This window comes from Kitasatospora sp. NPDC094028, assembly GCF_049543595.1.
Lineage (GTDB): Bacteria > Actinomycetota > Actinomycetes > Streptomycetales > Streptomycetaceae > Kitasatospora.
Genome location: NZ_JBMVFA010000048.1, coordinates 1 through 21,508 on the forward strand (window position 1 = coordinate 1; position 21,508 = coordinate 21,508).

The window sequence follows — 21,508 nt, forward strand, 5'->3', positions numbered from 1 at the left end:
ACCTGGACCCCTACGTCCACGCCTACAACGCGGACGGCAAGGAGATCTACAACCAGAAGACCCAGCCCAACGCCAAGGGCGCCCGCCAGTAGGCGTCACCCCAGACGCCCGTGCAGTCCGAGCAGCCGGGGCCCGCGGCGCGCCCGTGGCGGGAGCCGCGGGAGCCGTGCACCAGGGCGGCGGTGACGTGATCGCAACCGATCACTCCGGCCCGGCGACCGGCCGGTCGCCGGGCCCTCGGCGTCGAGTCCTTCCATGCGCGGGTCGGCGAGGCCGAACCGAAGAACCGACCGTCGCCCGTCCACTCGCCCGGACACCCATGACCGATCAGCAGGCTGCCGGTCGCTCCCTTCCCACTGCTCCCAGTTCGTTGAGCATCGAATGGACTGATGCCCTCCGGCTCAGGACGGGCAGGACCGGCGACCGGGCCGGCGACTACGGCCCCGTCCCGGTGCTGGCCTGCCGTCTGCCGTCTGCTGACGCTGGCCCAGGCCGGCTCCCTCGACGGCCAGCTGCTGGCCGAAGGGCGCTTCTACCAGACCGACTGCACCCGCCCGATGCTCTTCCTCGCCGACGGTTCCTACCTGACCGACCAGGCCACCGCACAGCACCTGGCCGGCGACCAGTGGGGCATGATGAACGAGACCGGGAACTACCCCGGGCAGGCCTGGCTGTGGCTGTACACGTTCTGGTACCGGATCGACCCGTTCAAGACCTCGAAGAACGCGGACGCGCTCATCTGGGCGATCATGGCGGTGCTCAGCCTCGCCCTCGTCCTGGTGCCGTTCATCCCCGGAGTCCGCTCGATTCCCCGCTGGACGAGGGGGTACCGCCTGATCTGGTGCGACCACTACCGCGGGCAGCCGTAACGCGACGACCGCCGCCCCGGGCGACCCGCTCAGTCGCGGAACACGACGACCGGGCAGTGCGCGTGCTGCACGCAGTGCTGGCCCACCGAACCCAGCATGGCGCCGTAGAACCCGCCGTGACCTCGGCTTCCCACCACGAGCAGCCGAGCCCCCGCCGTCCTGTCCAGGAGCACCTCCGCGGCATTGCCGAGGACGACGCTCTCCCGGATCTCCACCGGCGGGCTGTCCCCGACCACCTCGGCCACCGCCTGGGCGAGCATCTTCCCGGTGGCACCGGCGAGCTCGGGTCCGGCCCGGTCGTCCCCCAGCCGTACATCGACGGATACGCCCAGCAGGCGACCGCGTCCACGGCGGCGCCGGTCAACCGCGCCTGGTCGACCGCCCAGCGCAGTGCCTGCTTCGACGACGGCGAGCCGTCGACCCCAACCACGACCCGGCGTCCTGCCGGGATTTCGATACCCATCGCGCACCTCGCACATCGGTTGACAACGCAGGTCCATTGGACCCACCTCGCCGCTCAGGTACGGGTGAGCACCCTGCGCGCGCCGTAGGCGGCGGCGCCGAGCGTGATCACCGCGGCGCCCCACAGCACGGAGGCCGCCGGCAGGGCGAAGGCCAGGGCGAGGCACCCGACCGTGCCGACGACGGGCACGATCCTCGGCGGACGCCCCTCCTCGGCCCCGAGCGTCCAGGCGGAGGCGTTGGCGACGGCGTAGTAGGTGAGCACGCCGAAGGAGGAGAAGCCGATCGCACCGCGCACGTCGGCGACGGCCGCGAGGACGGCGACCACCGCGCCGACGGCCAGCTCGGCGCGGTGCGGCACCGCGAAGCGCGGGTGGACGGCGGCGAGTCGGTGCGGCAGGTGCCGGTCGCGGGCCATGGCGAGGGCGGTGCGCGAGACGCCGAGGATCAGCGCGAGCAGGGACCCGAGGGCGGCGACCGCCGCGCCGACCCGCACCACCGGGGCGAGGCCCGGCACCCCGGCGGCCCGGACGGCGTCGGCCAGCGGCGCCCCGCTGTGGGCCAGGCGCTCGGGGCCGAGCACCGCCAGGACGGCGAGCGCGACGACGGCGTAGACGGCGAGCGTGATGCCGAGCGCCAGGGAGATCGCGCGGGGGATCGTGCGCTGCGGCTCCCGGACCTCCTCGCCGAGGGTCGCGATCCGGGCGTACCCGGCGAAGGCGAAGAACAGCAGGCCGGCCGCCTGCAGCACCCCGTGGAAGCCGGTGTCCGCGCCGACCGTCCAGTTCCCGCTGTCGGCGTTGCCGCCGCTCAGGCAGGCGGTGACCACGGCGGCGAGGACGCCCAGCACGGCGGCGACGATCGCCCGCGTCAACCAGGCGGCCTTCTGCACCCCGAGGTAGTTCACCGCCGTCAGCGCCACCACCGCCGCGACCGCCACGGCATGGGCCTGCGCGGGCCACACGTACGAGCCGACGGTGAGCGCCATCGCCGCGCACGAGGCCGTCTTGCCGACGACGAAGCCCCACCCGGCCAGGTAGCCCCAGAACTCGCCCAGCCGCTCGCGCCCGTACACGTACGTGCCGCCCGACTGCGGGTAGCGGGCGGCGAGCCGTGCCGAGGACGTCGCGTTGCACCACGCCACCACGCCGGCCAGTGCCAGCCCGATCAGCAGCCCGGACCCGGCCACCGCAGCGGCGGGCGCGAGCGCGGCGAGGACGCCCGCGCCGATCATCGACCCCAGGCCGATCACGACGGCGTCGAACACGCCCAGGTGCCGCCGCAGTTCCTGCGGCCCGGCGGACGGTGCCGACGTACTCATTGACCTGTTGCCTCTCGACCGGGGGTTCCGACGTCGGTGCAGGCTACTGGACGGGTGCCGCGGGCTTCGGCTGCACCCGATCCGGACTGAGCAGGGTCGGATCACCGGAGCCGGCGCGAGAACGATCGGCCGGCGGCTCAGACCCCGGAGACGTGGGCGAGTTGGCCCACGGCCGCGGTGACGGCCATGGCGAGTCCGCCGCCGAGGAGGACGCGCAGGGTGGGCTGGAGGACCGCCGTGCCGGCGGCGCGGGCGGCGAGTACCCCGGCCAGGGCGAGGCCGCAGAGGGTGACGGCGACGATCAGCCACAGGCGGGCCGTGGCCGACCCGGCGAGGAGGCCGAGGAAGGGCGTGAGTCCGCCGGCGAGGAAGCTGGCCGCTGAGGCGAGGGCGGCCTGAACGGGCTGGGCGGCGGTGTGTTCGCTGTGGCCGAGCTCGTCGCGCAGGTGGGCCTGGAGCGGGTCGGCCTCGTGCAGGGCCTCGGCGACCTGCCGGGCGAGCGCGCGCGGGACCCCGCGCCCCTCGTAGATGGCGGTGAGCTCGTCCAGTTCGGCCTCCGGGGCCTCGGCGAGCTCGCGGGCCTCCTTCGCCCGGTCGGCGGTCTCGACGTCGACCTGGGAGCTGACGGACACGTACTCGCCGGCGGCCATCGCCATCGCACCGGCGGACAGGCCGGCCAGGCCGCCGGTGACGACGGTGGAGGTGCTCGCCCCGCTGGCGGCCAGGCCGACCATCAGGCTGGCGGTGGAGACCAGGCCGTCGTTGGCGCCGAGGACGGCGGCGCGCAGCCAGCCGGCTCGGCCGGCGGCGTGGCTCTCCGGGTGGGGGTTGAGCCTGTCGAAGAAGCTCATCGGGGTGGGGCTCCTGTCGGTCGTCGGGATCAGTGTCGCGGGGAAGTGCCCGGTTCGCCCGCTCGCAGCCGTTGTCGACGGCACCCGTTCGGCCTCGTCGGCGGCCGGCACGAAGCGGGGTGGCGTGCCGGCCGGCCGGCGTGCCGGACGCCAGAATGTGGCTGACTTGTCCGTGCGCGAGTCGTCACCCCAGGGAAGCGTTGAGGCGTGAGCACGCTGTCGGACGATCCGCGGACCCTGGCCCGCGAGGCGTACACCTACCTCGCGCCGAAGCCCGAGGTGCTCGACGGGACGTGGCACCCGCCCGCGGTCATCAGGGCGTGACGGGCCGGCGGAACGGAGGTGCTCCGAGGCCGCCGCTCAGGCCGTCCGGCGGCGCAGGGTGACCGCGCCGAGCGCGAGTGCCGCCACGGTGCAGCCGAGCACGACCAGCAGGTCCGTGAGCGTCCCGCCCGAGACGCCGGGCCGGGTGGTGATCCCGGTCATCGCGTCGACGGCGTAGGAGAGCGGGAGCACGTTCGACAGCGCGTGCAGCCAGCCCGCCATCGACCCCCGGGGGGTGAACAGCCCGCACAGCAGCAGTTGCGGCAGCAGGAACGCCGGCAGGAACTGCACGGCCTGGAACTCGGTGGTGGCGAAGGCCGAGACGGCCAGGCCCAGCGCCATGCCCAGCAGCCCGTCCGCGACCGCGACGGCGAGCAGGAGCCAACTCGGGCCCGCCACCGCCAGCCCGAGCAGACCGAATACCAGCAGGCCCTGGACGAGCGTCACCAGACCGAAGGCGAGGGCGTAGCCGAGCAGCAGGTCCGCCTTGCCGAGCGGCATGGTGAGGAGCCGCTCCAGGGTGCCGTTGCTGCGTTCCCGCAGTGTGGTGACGGCGGTGACCACGAACATCACCATCAGCGGGAAGATGCCGAGCACCGGGGCGCCGACGTGGTGGAACACCTGCGGCCGGTCGTCGAAGACGTACTTCAGCAGGGTGACCAGCAGGCACGGGACACCGAGCATCAGGGCCACCGTGCGCGGGTCGTGGCGCAGTTGGAGCAGGACGCGGCGGGTGGTGGCGAGCGTCCGGTGCGGGTTCATCGCGGCTCCGTCCTCGGGGAGTCGGCGATCCGGTCGGCGTCCGGGCGGCCGGTGCCAGCCACGAGCCGCAGGAACGCCTGCTCGACGTCCGCCGCACCGGTCGCCGCCAGCAGCCCGGCCGGGGTGTCGTGCGCGAGCAGCCGTCCCTCACGCATCAGCAGCAGCCTGGTGCACCGTTCGGCCTCGTCCATGACGTGACTGGAGACGAGCAGGGTCGCCCCGCCGGCCGCGAGACGGTGGAACAGCCACCACAACTCCTGCCGCAGCACCGGGTCGAGGCCGACGGTCGGTTCGTACAGCACCAGCAGCTCCGGTGTCCCGAGGAGGGCCGCGGCCAGCGACACCCGGGCGCGCTCCCCGCCCGAGAGGCGCCCCACCAGGTCGCGTTCCCTGCCTCGCAGCCCGACCAGCTCCAGCACCCGGGCCGGCTCGGTGCCGGGCACACCGAGCACCGCCGCGAAGTAGCGCAGGTTCTCGGCCGCGCTCAGGTCCGCGTACACGGAGGGGGCCTGGGTGACGTAGCCGACCCGCTGCCGCAGGCCCGGGCTGCCGGCGGCGGCGCCGAGGACCCGCACCAGGCCCGCCTCGACCTTCTGCACGCCCACGATCGCCCGCAGGAGCGTGGTCTTGCCGCAACCGCTCGGCCCCAGCAGGCCGGTGACCGAGCCGCGGGCCACCTCCAGGTCGAGCCCGTCCAGTACCGGCCGGCCTCCCCGCGACACCCGGAGGCCGCGGATCCGGACGGCCGCCGAGTCCGGCGCCTCCTTCCCGGCGGCCCCGCCGCCTGCGGGAAGTCGTCCCGTACGTCCCATCCCGGTGGCTCCAAGTCCTGGTGTGCGTGGCGGGCTGTCGGCGTTCGCGGCGCTCGTCGTGCCCGGCGCGCCGACCGGGGTCAGTGTCCGGCCGGCTGCGTGAAGTCGCACGGCACGGCGCGGGGCAGGCCGAGCAGCTTCAGCACCTTCGCGGGCTGCCGGGCGATGCTGCGCAGCAGGAGGCGGGTGCCCGCCGCCAGCTGCCGGTTCACCTGGAGGAAGCTGCTCGCGCCCGAGCTGTCGCAGAAACTGACGTCCGACAGGTCGAGCACCAGCTCCCGGTCGCCCTCCTGCGCCAGGCCCAGCAGGGCGGGGACCAGGTCGGAGGTGGTGAGCACGTCCAGTTCGCCGTGCAGTCGCACCACCGTGGTACGGGCCCGTGGATCACGGGTGATCGAGCGGATCACGCTCGCCGGCACCTGGGCCGACGCGGGAGTGACCGTCTCCGTCGTCCTGCTCACCACAACCTCCTGGAAGCTCCGCCGTCCGTGGTGTGCGGCCCGGCCACCCCGTTCTTGGCAGGAGGGCGGTCCGTGTCACACCGAAGCCAATCAACTGCCGGGCGCTGCGGAGCAGGTCCGTTCGGGCCAGAGTGGGCGGGCCAGTGGTCCCGGGCGAACGCCGGTTCGATGCCGGTGCGGTTCGTCGGCGACACGGCCGGACGGCCCGCGTCGCGCGGGGACGGGGACGGGGACGTGGACCGGGACGGTCGGCCGAGGCGTCGGTGGCACGGCCTGCGGCGGCGTGTCGGGACGCCCACGGGGCCGTGGCCGACCCGCAGCAGCAGCTGGGGTGTGCCGCGATGCGGGAGGGACCGGGCCAGCCGGTCGCGCAGGTCGGGCCACTCGACGGTCTGGTGGAGCATCGACGCGCGCAGCCCGTGGAGGGTGAGGATCAGGAGGGCGTGCTGCAGGGCCTGGCCCGCGCGTAACCAGTCGGCGGGACGGTCGCCCGGGGTGGCGAGCGCGAGGAGGTCCGGGCCGTCACCGTGCGCCGCCTCCTCGCCGAGGGTGCAGCGGTCACCCGGCCGGCGGACCCGGGTGCTGCGCTCGGGCACCCAGAGCGTCGCACCGTCCTGGTGCGCGGCCTCGGTGAGCTCGGCGAGGACGGCGGCGGACACCGGCTCGGCGGTGAACGGGAACGGGCCGCCGCGGTCTCGCCAGACGGCCTGGTACAGGTCCGGCCGGCGGGTCAGCGAGGCCCGGGGCCGCCCGGCGAGGCGAACGGTCGCGAGCAGGTCCGGGGCACCCGGGTCGGGCAGTAGCCGGACCACTGGTTCCCGGCCCAGCTGGACGGCGGCGACCCGGAGGTTGAACAGGGCGGCGCCGACCGACAGGTGCAGGGCCTGGCCCCGCGGGTCGGCGCGCGCCGGCCCCCGCACCGGGAGCGACACCACCTCGACGGTGTCGGCCTGCGTGCCGGTGCGGAACCGCCAGGGCCGGGTGGTGTGGACGGACGGGGCGGCGCACGCGGCGGCGAGGAGGACCCGGTGGACGGGGTCGCTGACCTCGGGGCTGCCGGCGGACTGTGCGGGCATGGTGTCCTCTCCTTCGGAGTTGTCCGAGCTGTCCGAGCTGTCCGAGTTGCCGGGGCGGCCGAAGCGGCCGGGGGTGGCCGGCACGCTCAGCCCGTCCGGTGGTCACGTGAGGCGCGGCCGCTCCACACGGGCTCCGTTCGGGCCCAGGAGCGCTGCCAGGCCAGGTCGGCTCGACGGTCCAGGACGTCGAGGCGGATGTTCAGGACGGCGACGGCGAGGACGCCGAGGCCGGTGAGGACGAACAGCCCCAGGCAGACCGCGTCGGCGGCGACCGCGGCCGTTCCGAGCGGCGGAGCCGCGGCGCGGCCGGCGTCGTCGATCCAGATGCCGACGGTCGAACCGGGGGCCGTGCCGCCCGGCACCCGGACGTCGCCCGTGGTGCGCTGCCCGGTGGGGGAGACCCAGGCGGCGCCGGCCTCGTACCGGCGTCCGCGAGTGTCGGCGCCCGATCGTCGCCGGGCCGGGGTGAGGACGACCGCTTGGACCTGGTGCAGCCGGGCCGCCGTCACCGAGGCCTGGTGCCCGGGGACGGCGAAGTCGGCCGCCGCCGCGCCCGCACCGCCGAACACGGCGAGTCCGATGCCCAGCACGGCCAGCACCAGGGCCCGGCTGCGCGAGCGGTCGATCGAGCGGCCCAACGGATTCCGGTCCTTCCCGAGCGCCTGCCGCAGGTGGCGACGGACGGGCGGCACCGGGCCGGCTTGCTCGGGCGTGGTGGTCATGTCCGGTTACTCCTTCGTGGACGGTCCGGCAGCCGGACGGCGCCGGGCGGCGGGAGGATCCGTCTGCGGGCCCGGGCCGGGGCGACCAGGCGGATCGTCACAACCCCTCCCCGCTCGGCGCGTCGGGCCGGCCCGGTGCCGCCCGGCTGCCCACCAATCTGGCGGCTGGCCCCGCCGGAGCCCAGGGGCCGACCGGTCCCCCCGTTGGGCCACTGGTCCCGACCGGGCGCGTCCGGCACTGCGTCACGCCCGGTGCGCGCCGGGTCTCCCCGGGGCCATCGGGCGGGTGGAGCAAGCATCGCCGACTCGGGGTCCTCGGCGAGCACGGGCCGCACCACCTTGAGCGCGACCGGACGCCCGGCGGGGGTGTAGGCGAGGTAGATGCGGCCCATGCCGCCCGCGCGGGTCATGCGATGGGGGCGGGCGCGGCCCGTCCCGTGCCCGTGTCAACTCACGCCCGATCAAGCCGCTTTGGGAACCGCTACCCAGCGGCGGGGTGAACCAGCCGGTCTGGCTGTGGTGGTCGCGCACCGGCGCCGCACCGGCCGACGTGGACCGCTGCTGGCAGGCGTTCCTGCGCAGGTTCGACATCGAGCACACGTTCCGCCTGCTGAAGCAGACCCTCGGCTGGACCCGGCCCCGGCTGCGGGAGTCGGCTGCGGCCGACCGCTGGACCTGGCTGGTGATCGCCGTCCACGCCCAGTTCCGCCTCGCCCGCCCGCTCGTCGCCGACCTCCGTCGGCCCTGGGAACGACCGGCGGAACGGAACAAGCTCACCCCCGCCCACGTCCGGCGCGGGTTCAGGAACCTCCACACGAAGGCCCCTCACCAGCGCGAGTGCCGAAACCCACCCGCCCCGGCTCGGGGCGCCCGCCCGGCTCGAAGAACAAGCGACCCGCCACCCGCTACGAGGTGGGCAGAACCTGGCCACCGGCGAGGCGTACGCCCGGCCCGCCCACCACAAGAAGGGCACCAAACCGGGAAGGACCGCGACGAAGTGCTGAATGCGGTGTTCAGCGCACCGGAAGAGGGGTCTTCGCAAGAACGCCGACGCCGCGTACACGCATCGACTCCGTCAGCGCGAGCGGGCTGATGCCCAGGGTGGTGGCGATCTCGGGGGCCATGTCGAACGCCCGCCACTTCCACTCCTCCTCGGCCTCGTCGTTGCGCTCGCTTTCGTTCCAGGTCGGTGGCAGCCCCATCCGCTGCCGCTCGGCCTGTTCCTGTGCAAGGGGCTGTCCCAGTGTGAGGAGTCCGTCGTCGATCTCGCCGGTCTCGCAGTACCGCCGCACCACCACACCGTGCTCTGCGATGAGCCAGGCCGAGCCGTCGTTCCGGGTGCCGAAGTAGTAGGCCTGGGCCACTCCGTAACGGGAGCTGAGATCGGCACACAGGCGCAGGACCTCGTCACTTCTGTCGGTGTCGCACGGGTCGCACCACGGGCCGATCACCAGAGTCCATCCCTCGATCTCCGGACTCACGTACACCCGGGCCAGTCCGTCCGGATTGTCCTCGGCCTCTCCGTGGCCGTCCTCGTCGATGACAGCCTCGGCCTCGGCGAACGTCACGGGTGCGGGTCGGGTGAGGCCCAGGGACGCCATCACTCCCGCTTGGTCACCGGTCGGTACGGCGATCCAGTAGAGCCAGCACGTCGACAGCGGCCTTGGCCGGTCGTCTCTCGCGATTCTCACGGCCACAGCCTGCCACGTCGGGGCCCGCTCGTTCGGAGCCGGACGTTAAACGACAAGCTCAGAGCTTGTAGCCGATCTGGCGCAGCAGGCTGTGGCGGTCCGCGGCGTCCTCGTCGCTCTCGACCCCGACCGGGGGCGCGCCGTCGATCACGCCGAGCACGCCGCGGCCCCGATCGGTGACGGCCAGCAGGACGTCGACCGCGTTGGCGGTCGCGCAGAAGACGCCGCACAGCTCGGGAACGAGTTTGACGGCGTTGAGGATGTTGACCGGGTATCCGCCTCGCAGCAGGATCACGAAGGAGTGGCCGGCGCTGATCGCCTGTGCGTTGCGTACCGCGAGCGCTACCAGCTCGTCGTCGTTTCCGGACCGGCGGACCAGGCAGGCGCCGGAGGCCTCGCAGAAGGCGATCCCGAAGCGCAGGTGCGGGCCCGCCCCTGCCATCGCCTCGTGCAGGTCCTCCACGGTCTTGATGAAGTGCGACTGCCCGATGATCACATTCACGTCATCAGGCTTCTCGACGCTCACGACGTCGAAGGACAATCCGGCAGCGGCCATGAGGAACCTTCCGTTCTCGCTGGTCAGCGGGCGGTGCGCGTCGTGCCGATCATGTCCGTCGGACCGGCGTGCCGTCTGGACGGCACGCCGGTCGCGCCGTTGCCGAGTCAGCGGGAAAGGGGTCCCACCAGGGCCGCCGAGCTGCTCCGGGTAGCCGTCGCAGTGGGTCGACACGTCGGCGCGATCCGCTATCGGCGGCCGGTGCTCGGACGGGAACTCCGCCGTCTCCTCTCGTGCGCGCTCATGAGGTGGGCCTCCCTGCGGGCTCCCGGCTTTCGCCCGGTGGGTTGCCCGTGCTGGTGCCGGTCGCCCTCACCTGGCCGGCGGACGGCCCAAATTCGGGGCGACAGCCCGTCGCACCGGCCGGATGCTGGAGGAGGGGCGCGATCATCTCCAGGCCCTACCGGGCGACGGTACCCCGGACGATGTGGATGGAGCCCGTCACGGACGCGGCCCGCTGACGCCCCCGCGCCACCGGCTGACGCTCACTGCTGCGCTTCGGCGGCCTGTTCCTCGGCGGCGCGGCGGATGGCCGAGGTGCAGCGGGCGAGCAGCGTGCGGAGCTGCGCGCGCTCGTCGGGCGTGAGATCCTCGGCCATCGCGCGTTCGATCGCTGTGGCGCGTTCGTCGGCGAGGTGCAGGGCGGCTCGGCCCTGCTCGGTGAGTCTGGTCTCCAGGACGTTGCCGTGCCAGGGGTGCGGCGCGCGCTCGACGAGCCCGCGCTCGTTCAGGTTCCTCAGCACCACGGCCATGGCCTGCGGCGTGACGTTGCAGGCGCGGGCGAGCGCGGCGCCGCTGATCCCGGCGTTCTCGGCCAGCACGAAGAGCGTGGCGTACTGCGGCACGGTGAGGCCCGCCGGCTCGACCGCCGCTCGCTTGGCCGCCATCAACTCCTGTTCGGCCCCCCGGATGTCGACTCCGAGGCGCTCGCCGATCGGCATTCCCATGGCGTGATCGTACAAGCCCACCATGTCCGGCAACTTCGTTGACAGTCATCAATACTTTGATGATGATCGACGTACTGATCATCGTGACAGCCTTGATGAGGGGGAGTCATGCCCATGCCCGCGTCCACGCCTACGCCGCACGTACTCGACCGTCCGAACGCCCGAATCGCCTACCACGCGACGGGGGAGGGGCCGGTGGCCGTCTACGCCCACGGTGCCCTCTCCAGTCGCGACCACGAAGGCCGGATGGGCTTCATGGACTGGTCGCCCGTGGCCGCGTCCGGCCGCCGCCTGGTCGAGTTCGACGCCCGCGGGCACGGCGGGTCCACCGGGCGGGCCGTCGAGGCCGACTACACGTACCCGGCGCTCGGGGACGACCTGCTGGCCCTCTGCGACCATGTCGCCCCGGGGAGCCCGATGGCTGCCCTGGGCTCCTCGATGGGCGCGGCGACCGTCCTCTGGGCGGCGGTGAAGGCGCCGCAGCGCTTCGACCGTCTGGTGCTGGTCATCCCGGGCCCCGCCTGGCAGGCGCGGGCCGAGCGCCGGTCGGGCCTGGAGGCGGCGGCGGACCTCGTCGAACGGGAGGGCGGGGCGGCGCTCGTCGCCGCGATGCGGCAAGTCGGCCCGCCGTCCGCGCTGGCGGGGGTCGAGGACTTCCCGCCGGAGTTCGACGTGCCGGAGCCCCTGATGCCGACGGTCCTGCGCGCGGCAGCCGCGAGCGACCTGCCGGACCCGGCGGTCCTGCGTGCCCTGCCTCACCCCGCCCTGATCCTGGCCTGGGAGGGCGACCCGTCCCACCCTGCCGAAACCGCAGAGGCCCTGGCGGATCTGATGCCCGCCGCCCGGCTCCACGTCTCCCGTGACCTGGCGGACATCCGCACCTGGGGCTCTCGGGCGGCGGCCTTCCTCTCCTAGATGATCAATTCCAAGGAGTCGGTGATCGTACGAAGTCAGCGAACGGAGGGTGTCTTGTCCGGTGTGGTCGTTGTGCCAGATCACGGCGGTCAGCGCGAGTATTCGCTGCATGGCGCGGGCGATGACACCGCGAGGTGTGCGCCCTCGGTGCTGTTCGAGGTCGAGCCGGCCCTTGAAGATCGGGTGACCTGGCGGAGCAGGTCGGCGGCCTTGCGCAGCCGCTTGTTGTAGCCGGGTTGCTGCGGCAGGTACGGGAAGAGGTGCCGCAGGTGGGCCCGGGCATGCCGGAGCCATCCGGCCGCGGAGGCGAAACCGAGCATGGCCTGCATCATCGCGAGTGTGACCAGTTCGGCGTCGGTGAGCTGTGGCGCGATCCCCACTGCCGGCCGCCACGGCGCCAAGTCCGGATGTTCCTTCAGCAGATCGTCGGTCTTCGCACAGAGTGCTGTCGCGAGGGTGTCCAGGTTGTTCGTCACGCAACGACCTTGGGCGCCCTCGTTTCTCGTCTCCACAAACACATGACTGAGCGCCATGCAGTTGGCCGTTTGAACACTTCTGGCATCTCCCTTGGTCGCGAGGAAGATCCCGCCGGTAGAGTCGGCTTGAGGACAGTGTCACCTGGGGGACTGATGACAGCAGCGAATGCAGTGCCCATAGTCTTCGTTCACGGGACGCGCTTCAGCGCGGGACAGTGGAGCATGCAGCTCGCCGCACTCCGGGACGAATTCCCGGTAGTCGCCATCGACCTGCCCGGCCACGGAGAGCGCTCGGCTCAGGCCTGGAGTCTGAGCACCGCGACGGAGATCATCGCTTCGGCGGTCGACTCGCTCAACCGCGGGCCTGCTCTGGTCGTCGGGCACTCGCTCGGCGGATATGCCTCGCTGGAGTTCGCGCGACGCCGTCCGGAACAACTGCGCGGGCTGATCCTCGCGGGAGCCAGCGCCTCAACCCGCGGCCTCCGGGCAGCACCCTATCGGGGGGTCGCCCGGCTGGTCCCTCGCATGCAGGCGGATCGCCTGGCCCGGTGGAACGACCGGTTGCTGCGGCGGCTCTACCCACGGGAAGTGGTGGAGGCGACCATCCATGCCGGCTACGCCTTCCATACCCTGCCAGCAGCCTGGGACGAGGTACTCGGACGCTTCGACGCGAGTGCGATGCGTCATGTGAAGGCTCCGGTTCTCATCCTGAACGGCGAGAAGGACGCTGTCTTCCGCGCCGGGGAGGCGGACTTCGCCCGCGCGCATCCGCACGCTCGCGTCGAATTGATCCCGAGGGCACGACACCTCGCGAACTTCGACGACCCCGATGCCTTCACTGATGCCGTCCGCCGCTTCGCCCGCCAACTCCCTGCCGTCAGCTGAGGACGCCACGGCCGGGATCACCTGGCGCCCCTGAACACCTCGACAGCGACCGTGCACTCAGCTGTGATGCTCAGTCACAAGACACCCCTTGGACTTGATCATCCAGGCAATTTCAGCGCAGTCTGATCACCCAAACCTGTCAGAACATCGAAAGTCGGGTCAGCCGGCGAAGTGGACCCGGCCGCCGAGCGCGGCCACCCCGGTCAGGCCCAGGCCCATGGTCGTCAGGAAGCGCCGACGGTTGAGGCTGTGCAGCCTACATTGAGGCAGTGATGGTTCATAGACCGACCGAGGATAGGGCTTATCTCAGGCGGCGTGCTGTTGTGCGATGCGGCCACCGATAGAGGTTTCTGGCCCGCCGAATCAGCGCGCGTATGGTGACGAATACGGCGGCCAGGTAGAGGTAGAAGTCGACTACTCGACCGTCTCGCTCAAAGCACCGCCGGATCTTTCCGTAGCCGTTCATCCAGGACTGGGTGTGTTCGACCACCCAGCGTTTGCCGACTTGGATCGGGGCGGGCACGCCTTTACGGGCGATCTCGCCGGTAAGGCCCTGCGCACCCAAGACCTGGCGACTGGGCTTGCCGTCGTAGGCGGAGTCGAGATGCACGGTGGCGTCGGCGGGGAGGTTCCCGACCTGGCGCCTCGCCGCGTCGATGGTCGGTCCGAGCAGGACGGATTCGTGTCGGTTCGCGCCGGCTGAAACCAGGCCGATCGGTATCCCGCCGCTGTCGACCAGGGTCGAACGCTTCAGGCCCTGCTTGGCGCGGTCGACCGGGGAAGGCCCCGCCTTGTCGCCTCTGCAAGGCGCTTTGGTCTGACAGCCGTCCACGGACAACTCGGAGAGGCCCAGGCCGATCATCTTGTCGTAGGCAGCCAACGCGATACGGTGCAGCTCCTGCGCCAGTCCCAGAGCGGACCAGTGCTTGACTCGGTTTCGGATGGTCCAGTCCGAACACCTGGTGGTGGCGACCCGCTCGTAGCCGGAGCCGTGCACCAGCGCCTCAACGACCAGGCGGAACACGGTTTCATCGGGTACGCGTCGGCGGTGGCAGCCCAGCGGGTGCGCAGGATCGAACTCGGGTCGCTTGGGCAGTAGCGCTGAGAATTGCTGCCAGAGCGGCTCAAGCAGGGATGACGGCATGGCAGGCATGGACCCTCCGACATGGCCACGATGGCAGGAATAGCGGAACCCGTGCTGTGCCTGCGCAGCACATGGCATAGAGCGGTTCCTCGGATACCGCCTACGGCAGGCTGCAGCGTGGGAGCCGCGGCAAGACCGCGGCTCCCACGTGGACGGATCCGGTCAGGGCAGCAGGTGGGTGGCCATGTGCTCCCACTGGCGGATGGGGGCGATGCCCGGTGCGGGGGTCATGAGGTGGAGGCTGACGTGGTCGGCTCCTGCGTCGAGGTGCTCGTGGACACGGCGGGCGATGTCCTCGGCATCGCCGTGGGCCACAATCGCCTCAACGAGCCGGTCGCCGAGCGCGTCCACGTCCTGGTACCCCAGGTCGTGCAGCAGCGTTCGCCGGTTCGGCAGGGCCGCCGCAGCCGTGGCGGCGGCCAGTTCGGCAGTGCGGGTGCGGTCGGGGCTCAGCACGCACAGTTGGGTCACGGCCAGGAGCGCGTCAGGTCCCAGCACCGGCCTCGCGGTGCGGGTGTACTCGACGGGCATGCCCAACACGGTGGCGCCCCAGGTGCGTTCGGCGGCGAGTGCGAGCATGCCCGGCGCCAGGGCCGCGAGCACATGGTGCCGCGAGGCTGTTGTGGCGGGCGGCCCGAACGGGGCGGCGTCGAGAGTGTCGAGGTAGGCGCCCATCGTGGCCGGCGGTGAGCCGAAGCGGTGACCGCGGATGTCCTCGGCGAGGCTCGGGTGGCTCTCCCACAGTCCGAGCAGGAATCGCCCGGGGAACGCCTCCTCCAGGGTGCGCAGGGCAGCGGCGGCGGTCACCGCGTCGCGTGCGTAGATGTCGGTCATGCCGGCGGCCACGGTGATCCGCCGGGTGGCGGACAGCAGGATCGCGGCCTGCGCCATGGCCTCCCGTCCCGTGGTCTCGGCGAACCAGAGGGTGCCGTAGCCGAGATCCTCGATCGCTGTCGCGGCCTCGCGAATTCCTGCCGCAGGGTAGCTGTCGAGGTCGCCCGCCCAGATCCCGATGCGCCCGAGATCGGGTGTACGGGCGCTCATGCGCGATGCCCGGCGGTGGGCTGGGTGGCCAGGAACGCGGCGATCTGGGCGGCGCCGGTGCGCTCCAGCCAGGTACGGAGATTCATCGCCCCGGGGTGGATACGGCGGGTTGCGGGGATGTCCGCGCGGTAGCCGCGTTCATTGAGCCACTCGTAGGCGAACGCGAAGTCCTCGCTGAGCGCCCGGATCGCTTCGATCGGGATCCGGACATACGGCAGCTGACGCCCGAGCACGCTCTCGATGGCCGCCGCGATCTGCACCGGCGTGAGTTCGTCCGCCGCCAGGGCCACTGCGCGTCCGATCCACTCCTCGGGCCGGGAGAACGCCAGCGCGGTGACGAAGCCGACGTCGTCCACCGCCATGATCTGCTGGGGAACCTCGGGGGCGAGGGCAGTGGTCAACGCCCCGCCTTGCAGGGCGTATTCGCCGGTGAAGTTCTCCATGAAGGAGACCGGTCGCAGGATCGTCGCGGGCAGGGCGAGCCCCGCGATGTGCTGCTCGATGCGCCACTTGCTGACCAGGTTCTGCGGCAGCGTTTCACTGCCGTGACGGTCCGCGCCGGCGACCGAGGTGAAGACGAGGTGCTCGACGCCGGCGGCACGTGCGGCTTCGGCGACGTTGATCCCCCAGCGGACCTCGTCCTCGGTGCTGAAGCCCGGTGCGGTTCCGGGGGAGCCGACTGTGGGCTGGACGCTGAACATGCCGTATGCGCCGTTGGTCGCGGCGATCAACGAGGAGACGTCCTCCATCTGCGCGCGCACGATCTGCGCGCCTGTGCTCGCCAGTGCCCGGGCCGGCTCCCCGTTCGGGTCGCGGGTGAGTGCGCGTACCTGCCAGCCGCTGCTGAGCAGGTGCCGTGTGACTGCCCGGCCCTGCAGGCCGGTCGCCCCCACCACGACGACGGTCTTTCCTGTCGGTTCCACGAATCTCCCCGTATCGCATGCCGACGAGGGGCCACACCCAGTAACTGGGGTGCCCCTCCGGTTATCGGTCGATACAATATGGAGGGCCACCCCAGTTAGCAAGCCGTCAGGAGTTCCCGTGCCCAAGAGTGCAGCTGGCCCTGCTCCGCGGCCGATGCGTGCCGACGCGCGCCGCAACTACGACCGGATCGTGGCCGCCGCCGAGAGCCTGGTCGCCGAGCACGGCGCCGAAGCCTCGCTGGAACAGATCGCCCGGCACGCTGGAGTCGGCTCAGCCACACTCCACCGACACTTCCCCTCCCGGCAGTTGCTCTTGGAAGCCGTCTTCAAGGGCCGGGTGGAGGCCCTCTGCACCAAGGCCCACGACCTGCTGCCCGCGCCCGATCCCGGGGCCGCACTCGTCACCTGGCTCCGCGCCGTCGGCGCACACGCCGTCGCCAACCGGGGCCTGGGAGCATCTCTCATGCACGGCGCCCGCGACGGCGACCCGACACTGGGAAGCACCTGCCACGCAATGATCACCAGCGCCGGCAACGAACTCCTCGACCGCGCCCGCCACATGAATGCCGTACGCCCCGACGTCACCATCACCCAACTGCTCAAACTCGTCAGCGCCATCGCTTTGGCCACCGAGGAGGAACCCGACGGCCCAGGCGAGGCCGACCGGCTGCTCAACCTGGCTATCGACGGCGTGCGCGCACGCTGAAGCTCCCATCCCGCAGCCAAGGAGCGCAGCGCCTATCCTCGGTCGGTCATAGGAGGCATCGATGGCTTAGGCGCCTGTGTGCGTGCGCCGGCTGTGGATCGCAGTGCTCCGGGCGTGGCAGTGGTGCGGCAGCAGGCCTCCCCCCTGCCAGTGGCGGGCGGGGAGGCCTGAGACCAGTCGGACCGCTCCACCGCGCGCCCGGTCCCGGAAACGGTCAGACCAGGGAGGCGCCCCAGCTGCGGGCGCGGTCGAGCTCGCCCGTGCGCAGCGGGCCATCGGTGCCCTCGACGATGAAGCCCTGCGGTTCGGCGACCACGTCGTAGTGGTGGCGGGAGAGCCGGTGGGCGATGCCCTCGGCGGCGCCGCCCGCCCGGGGCATGTCGACGCGGGTGTCGAACGCGGCGGCGTAGGTGCCGGATTCGGTCTGCGGCAGGTCGTGGAACCAGGCACGCAGGCCCGGTCCCTCGGCGGTCTCCCGGGCTTCGGCGGCGGCGTCCTCGTGGCCTTCCTTGTGGCCCTCGGCCGTGGCGGCCATCCGGCGACTGAGGCCGGAGGACATGCCGCGCATGTGGGTCGGTCCGCCGACCACCAGCAGGTCCGCCGTGCGGGTCGTCTCGGTGTCGGCCTCAGCCACCGGGAGACAGTCGACGGACGCGGCGGGGTCGGCCTGGTGGACGCCTTCGGCGATGGCCTCGGCGATCTCGCGGGTGTTGCCGTACATGCTCTCGTACACGATCACGGTGTGCATGGTCTCCACCTTTCGTTACCCCCCAGGCTCGCGCCGGAAGTGCGGTGCGGGTGCGGGTCGTTCGGCCCGGATCGCGGGCCCGTTCGGTCCGGATCAGCCGTGCGGGACGACGACGACCGGGCAGTGCGCACGGTGCAGGAGGCCGTGCGGGACGGAACCGAGCCGCATGCCGGTGAAGCCGCCGCGCCCTCGGCGGCCGACGACCACGGCGAGGGCGTGCTCGGAGGCGGCGCCCAGTTCCTCGACCGGGTGGCCGTGCACCAGCTCGTGGCTCACGACCACGTCGGGGTGGCGCTCGTGGTGGCCGGCGGTGGACTCGAAGAGCAGGCGGCGCAGGGTCTGCTCGGTGGTGCGCTCGTCCAGGTTGCCGATGAACGGGCGCTGCCAGGCCCAGACGGCGCGCAGGGCGGCGTGCCGCTCGGCGGCCAGGTCGAAGGCGAAGTCGACGGTGGCCGTCGCGGTCGGGCTGCCGTCCACGCCGACCACGACGTACGGCGGGTCCTGGGTGACGTGCTCGGGGTCGCGGACGACGACCACCGGGCAGTGGGCCTGGGCGCTCACCGGGACGGCCACCGAGTAGGCGCTGAGCATCTCCTCGGCCCGGCCGAGTCGGCGGGAGCCGAGCACGACGAGCGCGGCGTGCCGGGACTCCTGGCACAGTGCGGGCGCCGGGACGTCCTCGGCCACGACGCTGGTGACCGTCAGCCCGGGGTGCCGGTCCCGGGCCACGGCGGCGGCCCGGTCGAGCGCGCGGTCGGCGCGCTCGCGCAGAGCCTGGTGATAGCGGCCCTGGTCGAAGGCTCGGAACTCGCGGTACAGCGAGGGGACGGCGTGCACCAGTCGCAGCGGCAGACCCCTGCGGTCGGCTTCGTCGGCGGCCCAGGCGGCGGTCATGCTGCCGGTGTCGCGCGCGTCGACGCCGAGGACGACGGGACGGGCCCCGTCGTGGGAACTCGCGGATGTCATGGCCACTCCTCGGGTACGGCAGCCGGACCCCTGTTCTCACGCTAGGCGGGCCCGGCAGCCGTCACGAGGGTCGACCGGCCCTGGAGCCCGAGCCGTACGGCCCCGCCCCGGACACTCCGACCGGCGGCCGGCCAAGGCCCGGCCGCCCCTGGGGCCCGGGTGCCGTAGGCGGCAGGTTGGAGGTCGAAGCGAACGAGGAGGTGGCCACGATGGTCCGGAACAAGGTCGTCACCCGGCCCACCCGCCCGCACGAGCCCCCGCCGCTGGACCTGCGCACGCCGTCCGGCCGCCGACTGCCCTACTGAACGGCGCGGACCCTCATGGGGCCGGCGCAGCGGATTCAGGTAGCTGCTCACTGGGCGCTGTCGAGCGCTACCCAGCGCTGACGTTGGTTGGCGTCATTGCACTGGTGCGTGGAGACATCGGTGCCGTTGGCATCCAGGCACAGGTTGGTTCCCGGATTGATCACAACGCCATGAGGATTGGGCGGACCAACAGTCACCGCTGGGCGGCTGGGGTGTGTCCGGCGGACCAGGCGTGCGTGTGATCCGCCGGATTCCAGGACGTCAGGCGACAGTGAACTGGGCGATGTACTCGGCGTAGGGTGGGATTCCCACCTCTGCACGGCGCTCGTCCATGTGCTCGGGTTCCTCGCAGGGCCACGGGATCGGCGAGCCGTCCCCCACGCCGGCGATCTGCGTGCCGTAGATCTGCTCCCGCCCCTCGTTCACCAGCGTGCGATCCCGCAGGAAGGCGAGGTCTCGCGGGCTGGCGGCGCCGTCGGCCACGGCCTGCTCCATCAGTCGCAACGCGCGCCGCTGAACGTCGAGCTGCCGGTCGGCATGTTGCGCGATCAGCCACGCGGCCCGGGCCGCTTCCTCGCCGACCAGTTCCGCGGTCGGCCATCCGTGCGCGTCCATGATCTCGCTGAGACGGTCCGCGTGCCGCGCGGTCAAGCGCCGCCAGGCCAACTGCTCCGCCGGGTCATCGCTGTTCGCATCGCGAGCGGCCTGGTGATCGGCCGCAACCATCATGTTGAGCTCCGCAGCCACTGCGGCAGTGTCAGATGCCATCCCGACTCCAAGTCAGATCGAGTTTCTCGCTGGTCATCCGCAACCTTAGGTGTGCAAATCACGACAAAATCTCCTCCCGCAGGACGGTGACAGGCACGTCCGGATCTTGAGATACTTGATCTACTCACGGAGCCGGAGCCGGATCGGCGCGACGCTGAAAGTCCGGTGGAAGACGTGGGCCCGTTCGCCGGAGCGCGTCGCAACGGCGCGGAAGTGCTTCAAGTGATTGATCGTGTGCTCGACTTCACTGCGGCGCCTGTACACCTCCTTGTCGAAGCCTGCCGGCCGACCACCCTGACCGCCTCGACGTCGCCCGCCCAGCGCGCGCAAGGCGTTCCCGTCGTCCTGGCGGTCGGCGGAAGGCACGTGACGCATGGCTCGGCAACTCGGAGGACGTCTCGGTCGGGAGCCCGGCGGGGGAATAGCCTTGAGTCTCCAGTGACTGGAGACAGCAGAGTGGGGGACATGGACGGTACGACCCTCTACTCGATCGGGGAGCTTTCCCGGCGAACCGGCTTGCCCGTGAGGACCATCCGGTTCTACTCCGATTCGGGGGTGGTAGCGCCGACCACCCGAAGTCCCGCCGGTTATCGGCTTTACGACCTCGACGCATTGCTTCGTCTGGAACTCCTGCGCACACTGCGCGAGCTGGGCGTGGACCTGGCCACGATTCAACGCGTCCTGGACCGCGAACTCTCGGTGGCGGAAGTCGCCGCGGCGCACGCCGACGCCATGGACGTCCAGATCCGGATGCTGCAACTGCGTCGGAGCGTTCTGCGAGTCGTGGCCAGACGCGGGGCCAATCCCGAGGAGACCAAGCTCGTGCACAGGCTCACGCAGTTGTCCGGCGAGGAACGCCGACGTCTGATCGACGATTTCATGGATGGCACCTTCGGCACGGTGGGTGCCGACCCGGCCATGGCGGCCATGGTTCGCGCTGCCACTCCCGACCTCCCCGATGATCCGTCCAGCGAGCAGGTCGCCGCGTGGGTGGAGCTCGCCGAACTGGTCGGCGACGAGGACTTCCGGGCCCGGATCCGCCGAACGGCCATGTGCCAGGCCGCCGGGCACACGCCCCAGATCGAGAGCGAGGTTGGCGAGGAGCTGATGGAGTTCACCCGTCAGAAGGTGGCCGAGGCCCTGGAATCGGGCATCGACCCACTCGGCGACAGAGTCGCACCCGTCATCGACGACCTCGTACACCGCTTCGCCGAGGTGTTCGCACGCACCCCTGACACGGAATTCCGGGACTGGATGGCCCAGCAGTTCGAAGAGGCGCACGATCCCCTGGTGGATCGGTACTGGCGGCTGGTGTGGATCGTCAACGGCTGGCAGGTAGTACCGAACCTGATCCCGGTGTACTCCTGGCTCATCCAGGCCCTGCGAGATGACCGCGACGCATAGTCACCGCAGTGGAAACCACCCCGGAGCCCAGAACGAGTCCAAGGGATTGCATGCGGACATGAAGCGAGGGCGTCCATGATCCGTTTGTGACGACAGACCTGGACACCCTCGCAACCGCACTCTAAGCCAAGATCGATGACGCTTTGAAGGCATCGCCGAACCTGGCGCCGTGGCGCCCCGCGATCGGGATCACATCCACGCTCAGTGACGCCGAACTTGTCACTCGCGGACACCTCCCTGTGGAGCGACGACGTATGGGTGGTCGACTCCACGCCGGTTGGCTGCGGCTGCTCCCGTGAGACCGTCAAGCGATCGCTGACCGCCTACGGTCACTGACCGCGACAGCACCCCTTGGACTCATTCATCTAGG

22 protein-coding genes and 4 pseudogenes are annotated in these 21,508 nt (G+C 71.7%); 8 read left to right on the plus strand and 18 right to left on the minus strand.

Annotated elements, in window-relative coordinates:
• The first annotated feature begins 389 nt into the window (after window positions 1–389).
• Complete coding sequence (locus tag ACPC54_RS38700) at window positions 390–869, plus strand: hypothetical protein (protein WP_498971842.1); 480 nt, start codon at window positions 390–392, stop codon at window positions 867–869.
• A gap of 29 nt (window positions 870–898) precedes the next feature.
• On the opposite strand, the pseudogene ACPC54_RS38705 reads toward ACPC54_RS38700, so the two are convergent.
• The 8 genes and pseudogenes from ACPC54_RS38705 to ACPC54_RS38740 all read right to left on the minus strand — a co-directional run bounded on the left by ACPC54_RS38705 (window position 899) and on the right by ACPC54_RS38740 (window position 7,660).
• Window positions 899–1,332 (minus strand): annotated as a pseudogene (locus tag ACPC54_RS38705) (universal stress protein).
• 54 nt (window positions 1,333–1,386) lie between these two features.
• Entirely contained in the window at window positions 1,387–2,652 is a 1,266-nt protein-coding gene (locus ACPC54_RS38710) for an APC family permease (RefSeq protein ID WP_498971844.1), read from the minus strand.
• Between the two features lie 137 nt (window positions 2,653–2,789).
• Window positions 2,790–3,503: a VIT1/CCC1 transporter family protein gene (locus ACPC54_RS38715; protein ID WP_498971846.1), complete on the minus strand. Its 714-nt coding sequence runs from the start codon at window positions 3,501–3,503 to the stop codon at window positions 2,790–2,792.
• 360 nt (window positions 3,504–3,863) lie between these two features.
• On the minus strand, window positions 3,864–4,589 hold the full coding sequence (locus ACPC54_RS38720; protein WP_498971848.1) for an ABC transporter permease: 726 nt from the start codon (window positions 4,587–4,589) through the stop codon (window positions 3,864–3,866).
• The gene (locus tag ACPC54_RS38725) at window positions 4,586–5,401 is read right to left on the minus strand and encodes an ABC transporter ATP-binding protein (protein ID WP_498971850.1); all 816 of its coding nucleotides are present in this window, start codon (window positions 5,399–5,401) and stop codon (window positions 4,586–4,588) included. The genes ACPC54_RS38720 and ACPC54_RS38725 overlap by 4 nt, the downstream gene beginning before the upstream one ends.
• Before the next feature lie 80 nt (window positions 5,402–5,481).
• Window positions 5,482–5,862 carry an STAS domain-containing protein gene (locus ACPC54_RS38730; protein WP_498971852.1) on the minus strand — a complete coding sequence of 127 codons (381 nt, stop codon included), beginning with the start codon at window positions 5,860–5,862 and terminating at the stop codon, window positions 5,482–5,484.
• Window positions 5,859–6,938: a hypothetical protein gene (locus ACPC54_RS38735; protein ID WP_498971854.1), complete on the minus strand. Its 1,080-nt coding sequence runs from the start codon at window positions 6,936–6,938 to the stop codon at window positions 5,859–5,861. The genes ACPC54_RS38730 and ACPC54_RS38735 overlap by 4 nt, the downstream gene beginning before the upstream one ends.
• A gap of 86 nt (window positions 6,939–7,024) precedes the next feature.
• Window positions 7,025–7,660 carry an Rv1733c family protein gene (locus ACPC54_RS38740; protein ID WP_498971856.1) on the minus strand — a complete coding sequence of 212 codons (636 nt, stop codon included), beginning with the start codon at window positions 7,658–7,660 and terminating at the stop codon, window positions 7,025–7,027.
• A 481-nt stretch (window positions 7,661–8,141) separates the two neighbouring features.
• On the opposite strand from ACPC54_RS38740, the pseudogene ACPC54_RS38745 reads away from it, so the two are divergent.
• Window positions 8,142–8,584, plus strand: a pseudogene (locus ACPC54_RS38745) (NF041680 family putative transposase); the annotation flags it as partial.
• Window positions 8,585–8,673: 89 nt separating this feature from the next.
• Here ACPC54_RS38745 and ACPC54_RS38750 read toward each other — a convergent pair.
• The 3 genes from ACPC54_RS38750 to ACPC54_RS38760 all read right to left on the minus strand — a co-directional run bounded on the left by ACPC54_RS38750 (window position 8,674) and on the right by ACPC54_RS38760 (window position 10,854).
• Window positions 8,674–9,228 (minus strand): hypothetical protein, encoded by a 555-nt coding sequence (locus ACPC54_RS38750; protein ID WP_498971858.1) that lies wholly within the window; start codon window positions 9,226–9,228, stop codon window positions 8,674–8,676.
• 181 nt (window positions 9,229–9,409) lie between these two features.
• Window positions 9,410–9,907, minus strand: a complete 498-nt coding sequence (locus tag ACPC54_RS38755; protein ID WP_498971860.1) for an adenosine-specific kinase — start codon at window positions 9,905–9,907, stop codon at window positions 9,410–9,412.
• A 485-nt stretch (window positions 9,908–10,392) separates the two neighbouring features.
• A complete protein-coding gene (locus ACPC54_RS38760; protein WP_498971862.1) occupies window positions 10,393–10,854 on the minus strand; it encodes a MarR family winged helix-turn-helix transcriptional regulator in 462 nt (153 codons plus the stop codon).
• A gap of 108 nt (window positions 10,855–10,962) precedes the next feature.
• Here ACPC54_RS38760 and ACPC54_RS38765 point away from each other — a divergent pair, with 108 nt between their 5' ends.
• Window positions 10,963–11,769 carry an alpha/beta fold hydrolase gene (locus tag ACPC54_RS38765; RefSeq protein WP_498971864.1) on the plus strand — a complete coding sequence of 269 codons (807 nt, stop codon included), beginning with the start codon at window positions 10,963–10,965 and terminating at the stop codon, window positions 11,767–11,769.
• Window positions 11,770–11,790: 21 nt separating this feature from the next.
• Here the strand turns inward: ACPC54_RS38765 and ACPC54_RS38770 are convergent.
• A pseudogene (locus ACPC54_RS38770) lies at window positions 11,791–12,245 on the minus strand (hypothetical protein); the annotation flags it as partial.
• 153 nt (window positions 12,246–12,398) lie between these two features.
• Between ACPC54_RS38770 and ACPC54_RS38775 the strand changes: the two are divergent.
• Window positions 12,399–13,130 (plus strand): alpha/beta fold hydrolase, encoded by a 732-nt coding sequence (locus tag ACPC54_RS38775; protein WP_498971930.1) that lies wholly within the window; start codon window positions 12,399–12,401, stop codon window positions 13,128–13,130.
• A gap of 301 nt (window positions 13,131–13,431) precedes the next feature.
• Here the strand turns inward: ACPC54_RS38775 and ACPC54_RS38780 are convergent, their stop codons facing one another.
• The 3 genes from ACPC54_RS38780 to ACPC54_RS38790 all read right to left on the minus strand — a co-directional run bounded on the left by ACPC54_RS38780 (window position 13,432) and on the right by ACPC54_RS38790 (window position 16,331).
• Window positions 13,432–14,283 carry an IS5 family transposase gene (locus tag ACPC54_RS38780; RefSeq protein WP_498971866.1) on the minus strand — a complete coding sequence of 284 codons (852 nt, stop codon included), beginning with the start codon at window positions 14,281–14,283 and terminating at the stop codon, window positions 13,432–13,434.
• A gap of 153 nt (window positions 14,284–14,436) precedes the next feature.
• On the minus strand, window positions 14,437–15,318 hold the full coding sequence (locus tag ACPC54_RS38785; protein WP_498971868.1) for a TIGR03620 family F420-dependent LLM class oxidoreductase: 882 nt from the start codon (window positions 15,316–15,318) through the stop codon (window positions 14,437–14,439).
• Entirely contained in the window at window positions 15,315–16,331 is a 1,017-nt protein-coding gene (locus ACPC54_RS38790; protein ID WP_498971870.1) for an NmrA/HSCARG family protein, read from the minus strand. The genes ACPC54_RS38785 and ACPC54_RS38790 overlap by 4 nt, the downstream gene beginning before the upstream one ends.
• A gap of 28 nt (window positions 16,332–16,359) precedes the next feature.
• On the opposite strand from ACPC54_RS38790, the gene ACPC54_RS38795 reads away from it, so the two are divergent.
• Window positions 16,360–16,947 carry a TetR/AcrR family transcriptional regulator gene (locus ACPC54_RS38795; protein ID WP_498971872.1) on the plus strand — a complete coding sequence of 196 codons (588 nt, stop codon included), beginning with the start codon at window positions 16,360–16,362 and terminating at the stop codon, window positions 16,945–16,947.
• A 214-nt stretch (window positions 16,948–17,161) separates the two neighbouring features.
• Here ACPC54_RS38795 and ACPC54_RS38800 read toward each other — a convergent pair whose 3' ends face one another.
• Window positions 17,162–17,695 carry a flavodoxin family protein gene (locus ACPC54_RS38800; protein ID WP_498971874.1) on the minus strand — a complete coding sequence of 178 codons (534 nt, stop codon included), beginning with the start codon at window positions 17,693–17,695 and terminating at the stop codon, window positions 17,162–17,164.
• A gap of 93 nt (window positions 17,696–17,788) precedes the next feature.
• Window positions 17,789–18,661 (minus strand): universal stress protein, encoded by an 873-nt coding sequence (locus ACPC54_RS38805; protein WP_498971876.1) that lies wholly within the window; start codon window positions 18,659–18,661, stop codon window positions 17,789–17,791.
• Window positions 18,662–18,837: 176 nt separating this feature from the next.
• On the opposite strand from ACPC54_RS38805, the gene ACPC54_RS38810 reads away from it, so the two are divergent.
• The gene (locus ACPC54_RS38810; RefSeq protein ID WP_498971878.1) at window positions 18,838–18,966 is read left to right on the plus strand and encodes a hypothetical protein; all 129 of its coding nucleotides are present in this window, start codon (window positions 18,838–18,840) and stop codon (window positions 18,964–18,966) included.
• Window positions 18,967–19,227: 261 nt separating this feature from the next.
• Here the strand turns inward: ACPC54_RS38810 and ACPC54_RS38815 are convergent, their stop codons facing one another.
• Window positions 19,228–19,734: a DUF6624 domain-containing protein gene (locus ACPC54_RS38815; RefSeq protein ID WP_498971880.1), complete on the minus strand. Its 507-nt coding sequence runs from the start codon at window positions 19,732–19,734 to the stop codon at window positions 19,228–19,230.
• A 465-nt stretch (window positions 19,735–20,199) separates the two neighbouring features.
• Between ACPC54_RS38815 and ACPC54_RS38820 the strand changes: the two genes are divergently transcribed.
• The gene (locus ACPC54_RS38820) at window positions 20,200–21,138 is read left to right on the plus strand and encodes a helix-turn-helix domain-containing protein (RefSeq protein WP_498971882.1); all 939 of its coding nucleotides are present in this window, start codon (window positions 20,200–20,202) and stop codon (window positions 21,136–21,138) included.
• A 131-nt stretch (window positions 21,139–21,269) separates the two neighbouring features.
• Window positions 21,270–21,453, plus strand: a pseudogene (locus ACPC54_RS38825) (IS982 family transposase); the annotation flags it as partial.
• Between the last annotated feature and the right edge of the window lie 55 nt (window positions 21,454–21,508).

Coding starts and splice junctions, on each gene's coding strand:
- ACPC54_RS38780 (WP_498971866.1), bottom strand. CDS start 14,283: ATGCCTGCCATGCCGTCATCCCTGCTTGAGCCGCTCTGGCAGCAATTC.
- ACPC54_RS38785 (WP_498971868.1), bottom strand. CDS start 15,318: ATGAGCGCCCGTACACCCGATCTCGGGCGCATCGGGATCTGGGCGGGC.
- ACPC54_RS38820 (WP_498971882.1), top strand. CDS start 20,200: ATGGACGGTACGACCCTCTACTCGATCGGGGAGCTTTCCCGGCGAACC.
- ACPC54_RS38815 (WP_498971880.1), bottom strand. CDS start 19,734: ATGGCATCTGACACTGCCGCAGTGGCTGCGGAGCTCAACATGATGGTT.
- ACPC54_RS38735 (WP_498971854.1), bottom strand. CDS start 6,938: ATGCCCGCACAGTCCGCCGGCAGCCCCGAGGTCAGCGACCCCGTCCAC.
- ACPC54_RS38710 (WP_498971844.1), bottom strand. CDS start 2,652: ATGAGTACGTCGGCACCGTCCGCCGGGCCGCAGGAACTGCGGCGGCAC.
- ACPC54_RS38765 (WP_498971864.1), top strand. CDS start 10,963: ATGCCCATGCCCGCGTCCACGCCTACGCCGCACGTACTCGACCGTCCG.
- ACPC54_RS38805 (WP_498971876.1), bottom strand. CDS start 18,661: ATGACATCCGCGAGTTCCCACGACGGGGCCCGTCCCGTCGTCCTCGGC.
- ACPC54_RS38740 (WP_498971856.1), bottom strand. CDS start 7,660: ATGACCACCACGCCCGAGCAAGCCGGCCCGGTGCCGCCCGTCCGTCGC.
- ACPC54_RS38715 (WP_498971846.1), bottom strand. CDS start 3,503: ATGAGCTTCTTCGACAGGCTCAACCCCCACCCGGAGAGCCACGCCGCC.
- ACPC54_RS38725 (WP_498971850.1), bottom strand. CDS start 5,401: ATGGGACGTACGGGACGACTTCCCGCAGGCGGCGGGGCCGCCGGGAAG.
- ACPC54_RS38760 (WP_498971862.1), bottom strand. CDS start 10,854: ATGGGAATGCCGATCGGCGAGCGCCTCGGAGTCGACATCCGGGGGGCC.
- ACPC54_RS38800 (WP_498971874.1), bottom strand. CDS start 17,695: ATGCACACCGTGATCGTGTACGAGAGCATGTACGGCAACACCCGCGAG.
- ACPC54_RS38720 (WP_498971848.1), bottom strand. CDS start 4,589: ATGAACCCGCACCGGACGCTCGCCACCACCCGCCGCGTCCTGCTCCAA.
- ACPC54_RS38775 (WP_498971930.1), top strand. CDS start 12,399: ATGACAGCAGCGAATGCAGTGCCCATAGTCTTCGTTCACGGGACGCGC.
- ACPC54_RS38755 (WP_498971860.1), bottom strand. CDS start 9,907: ATGGCCGCTGCCGGATTGTCCTTCGACGTCGTGAGCGTCGAGAAGCCT.
- ACPC54_RS38700 (WP_498971842.1), top strand. CDS start 390: ATGCCCTCCGGCTCAGGACGGGCAGGACCGGCGACCGGGCCGGCGACT.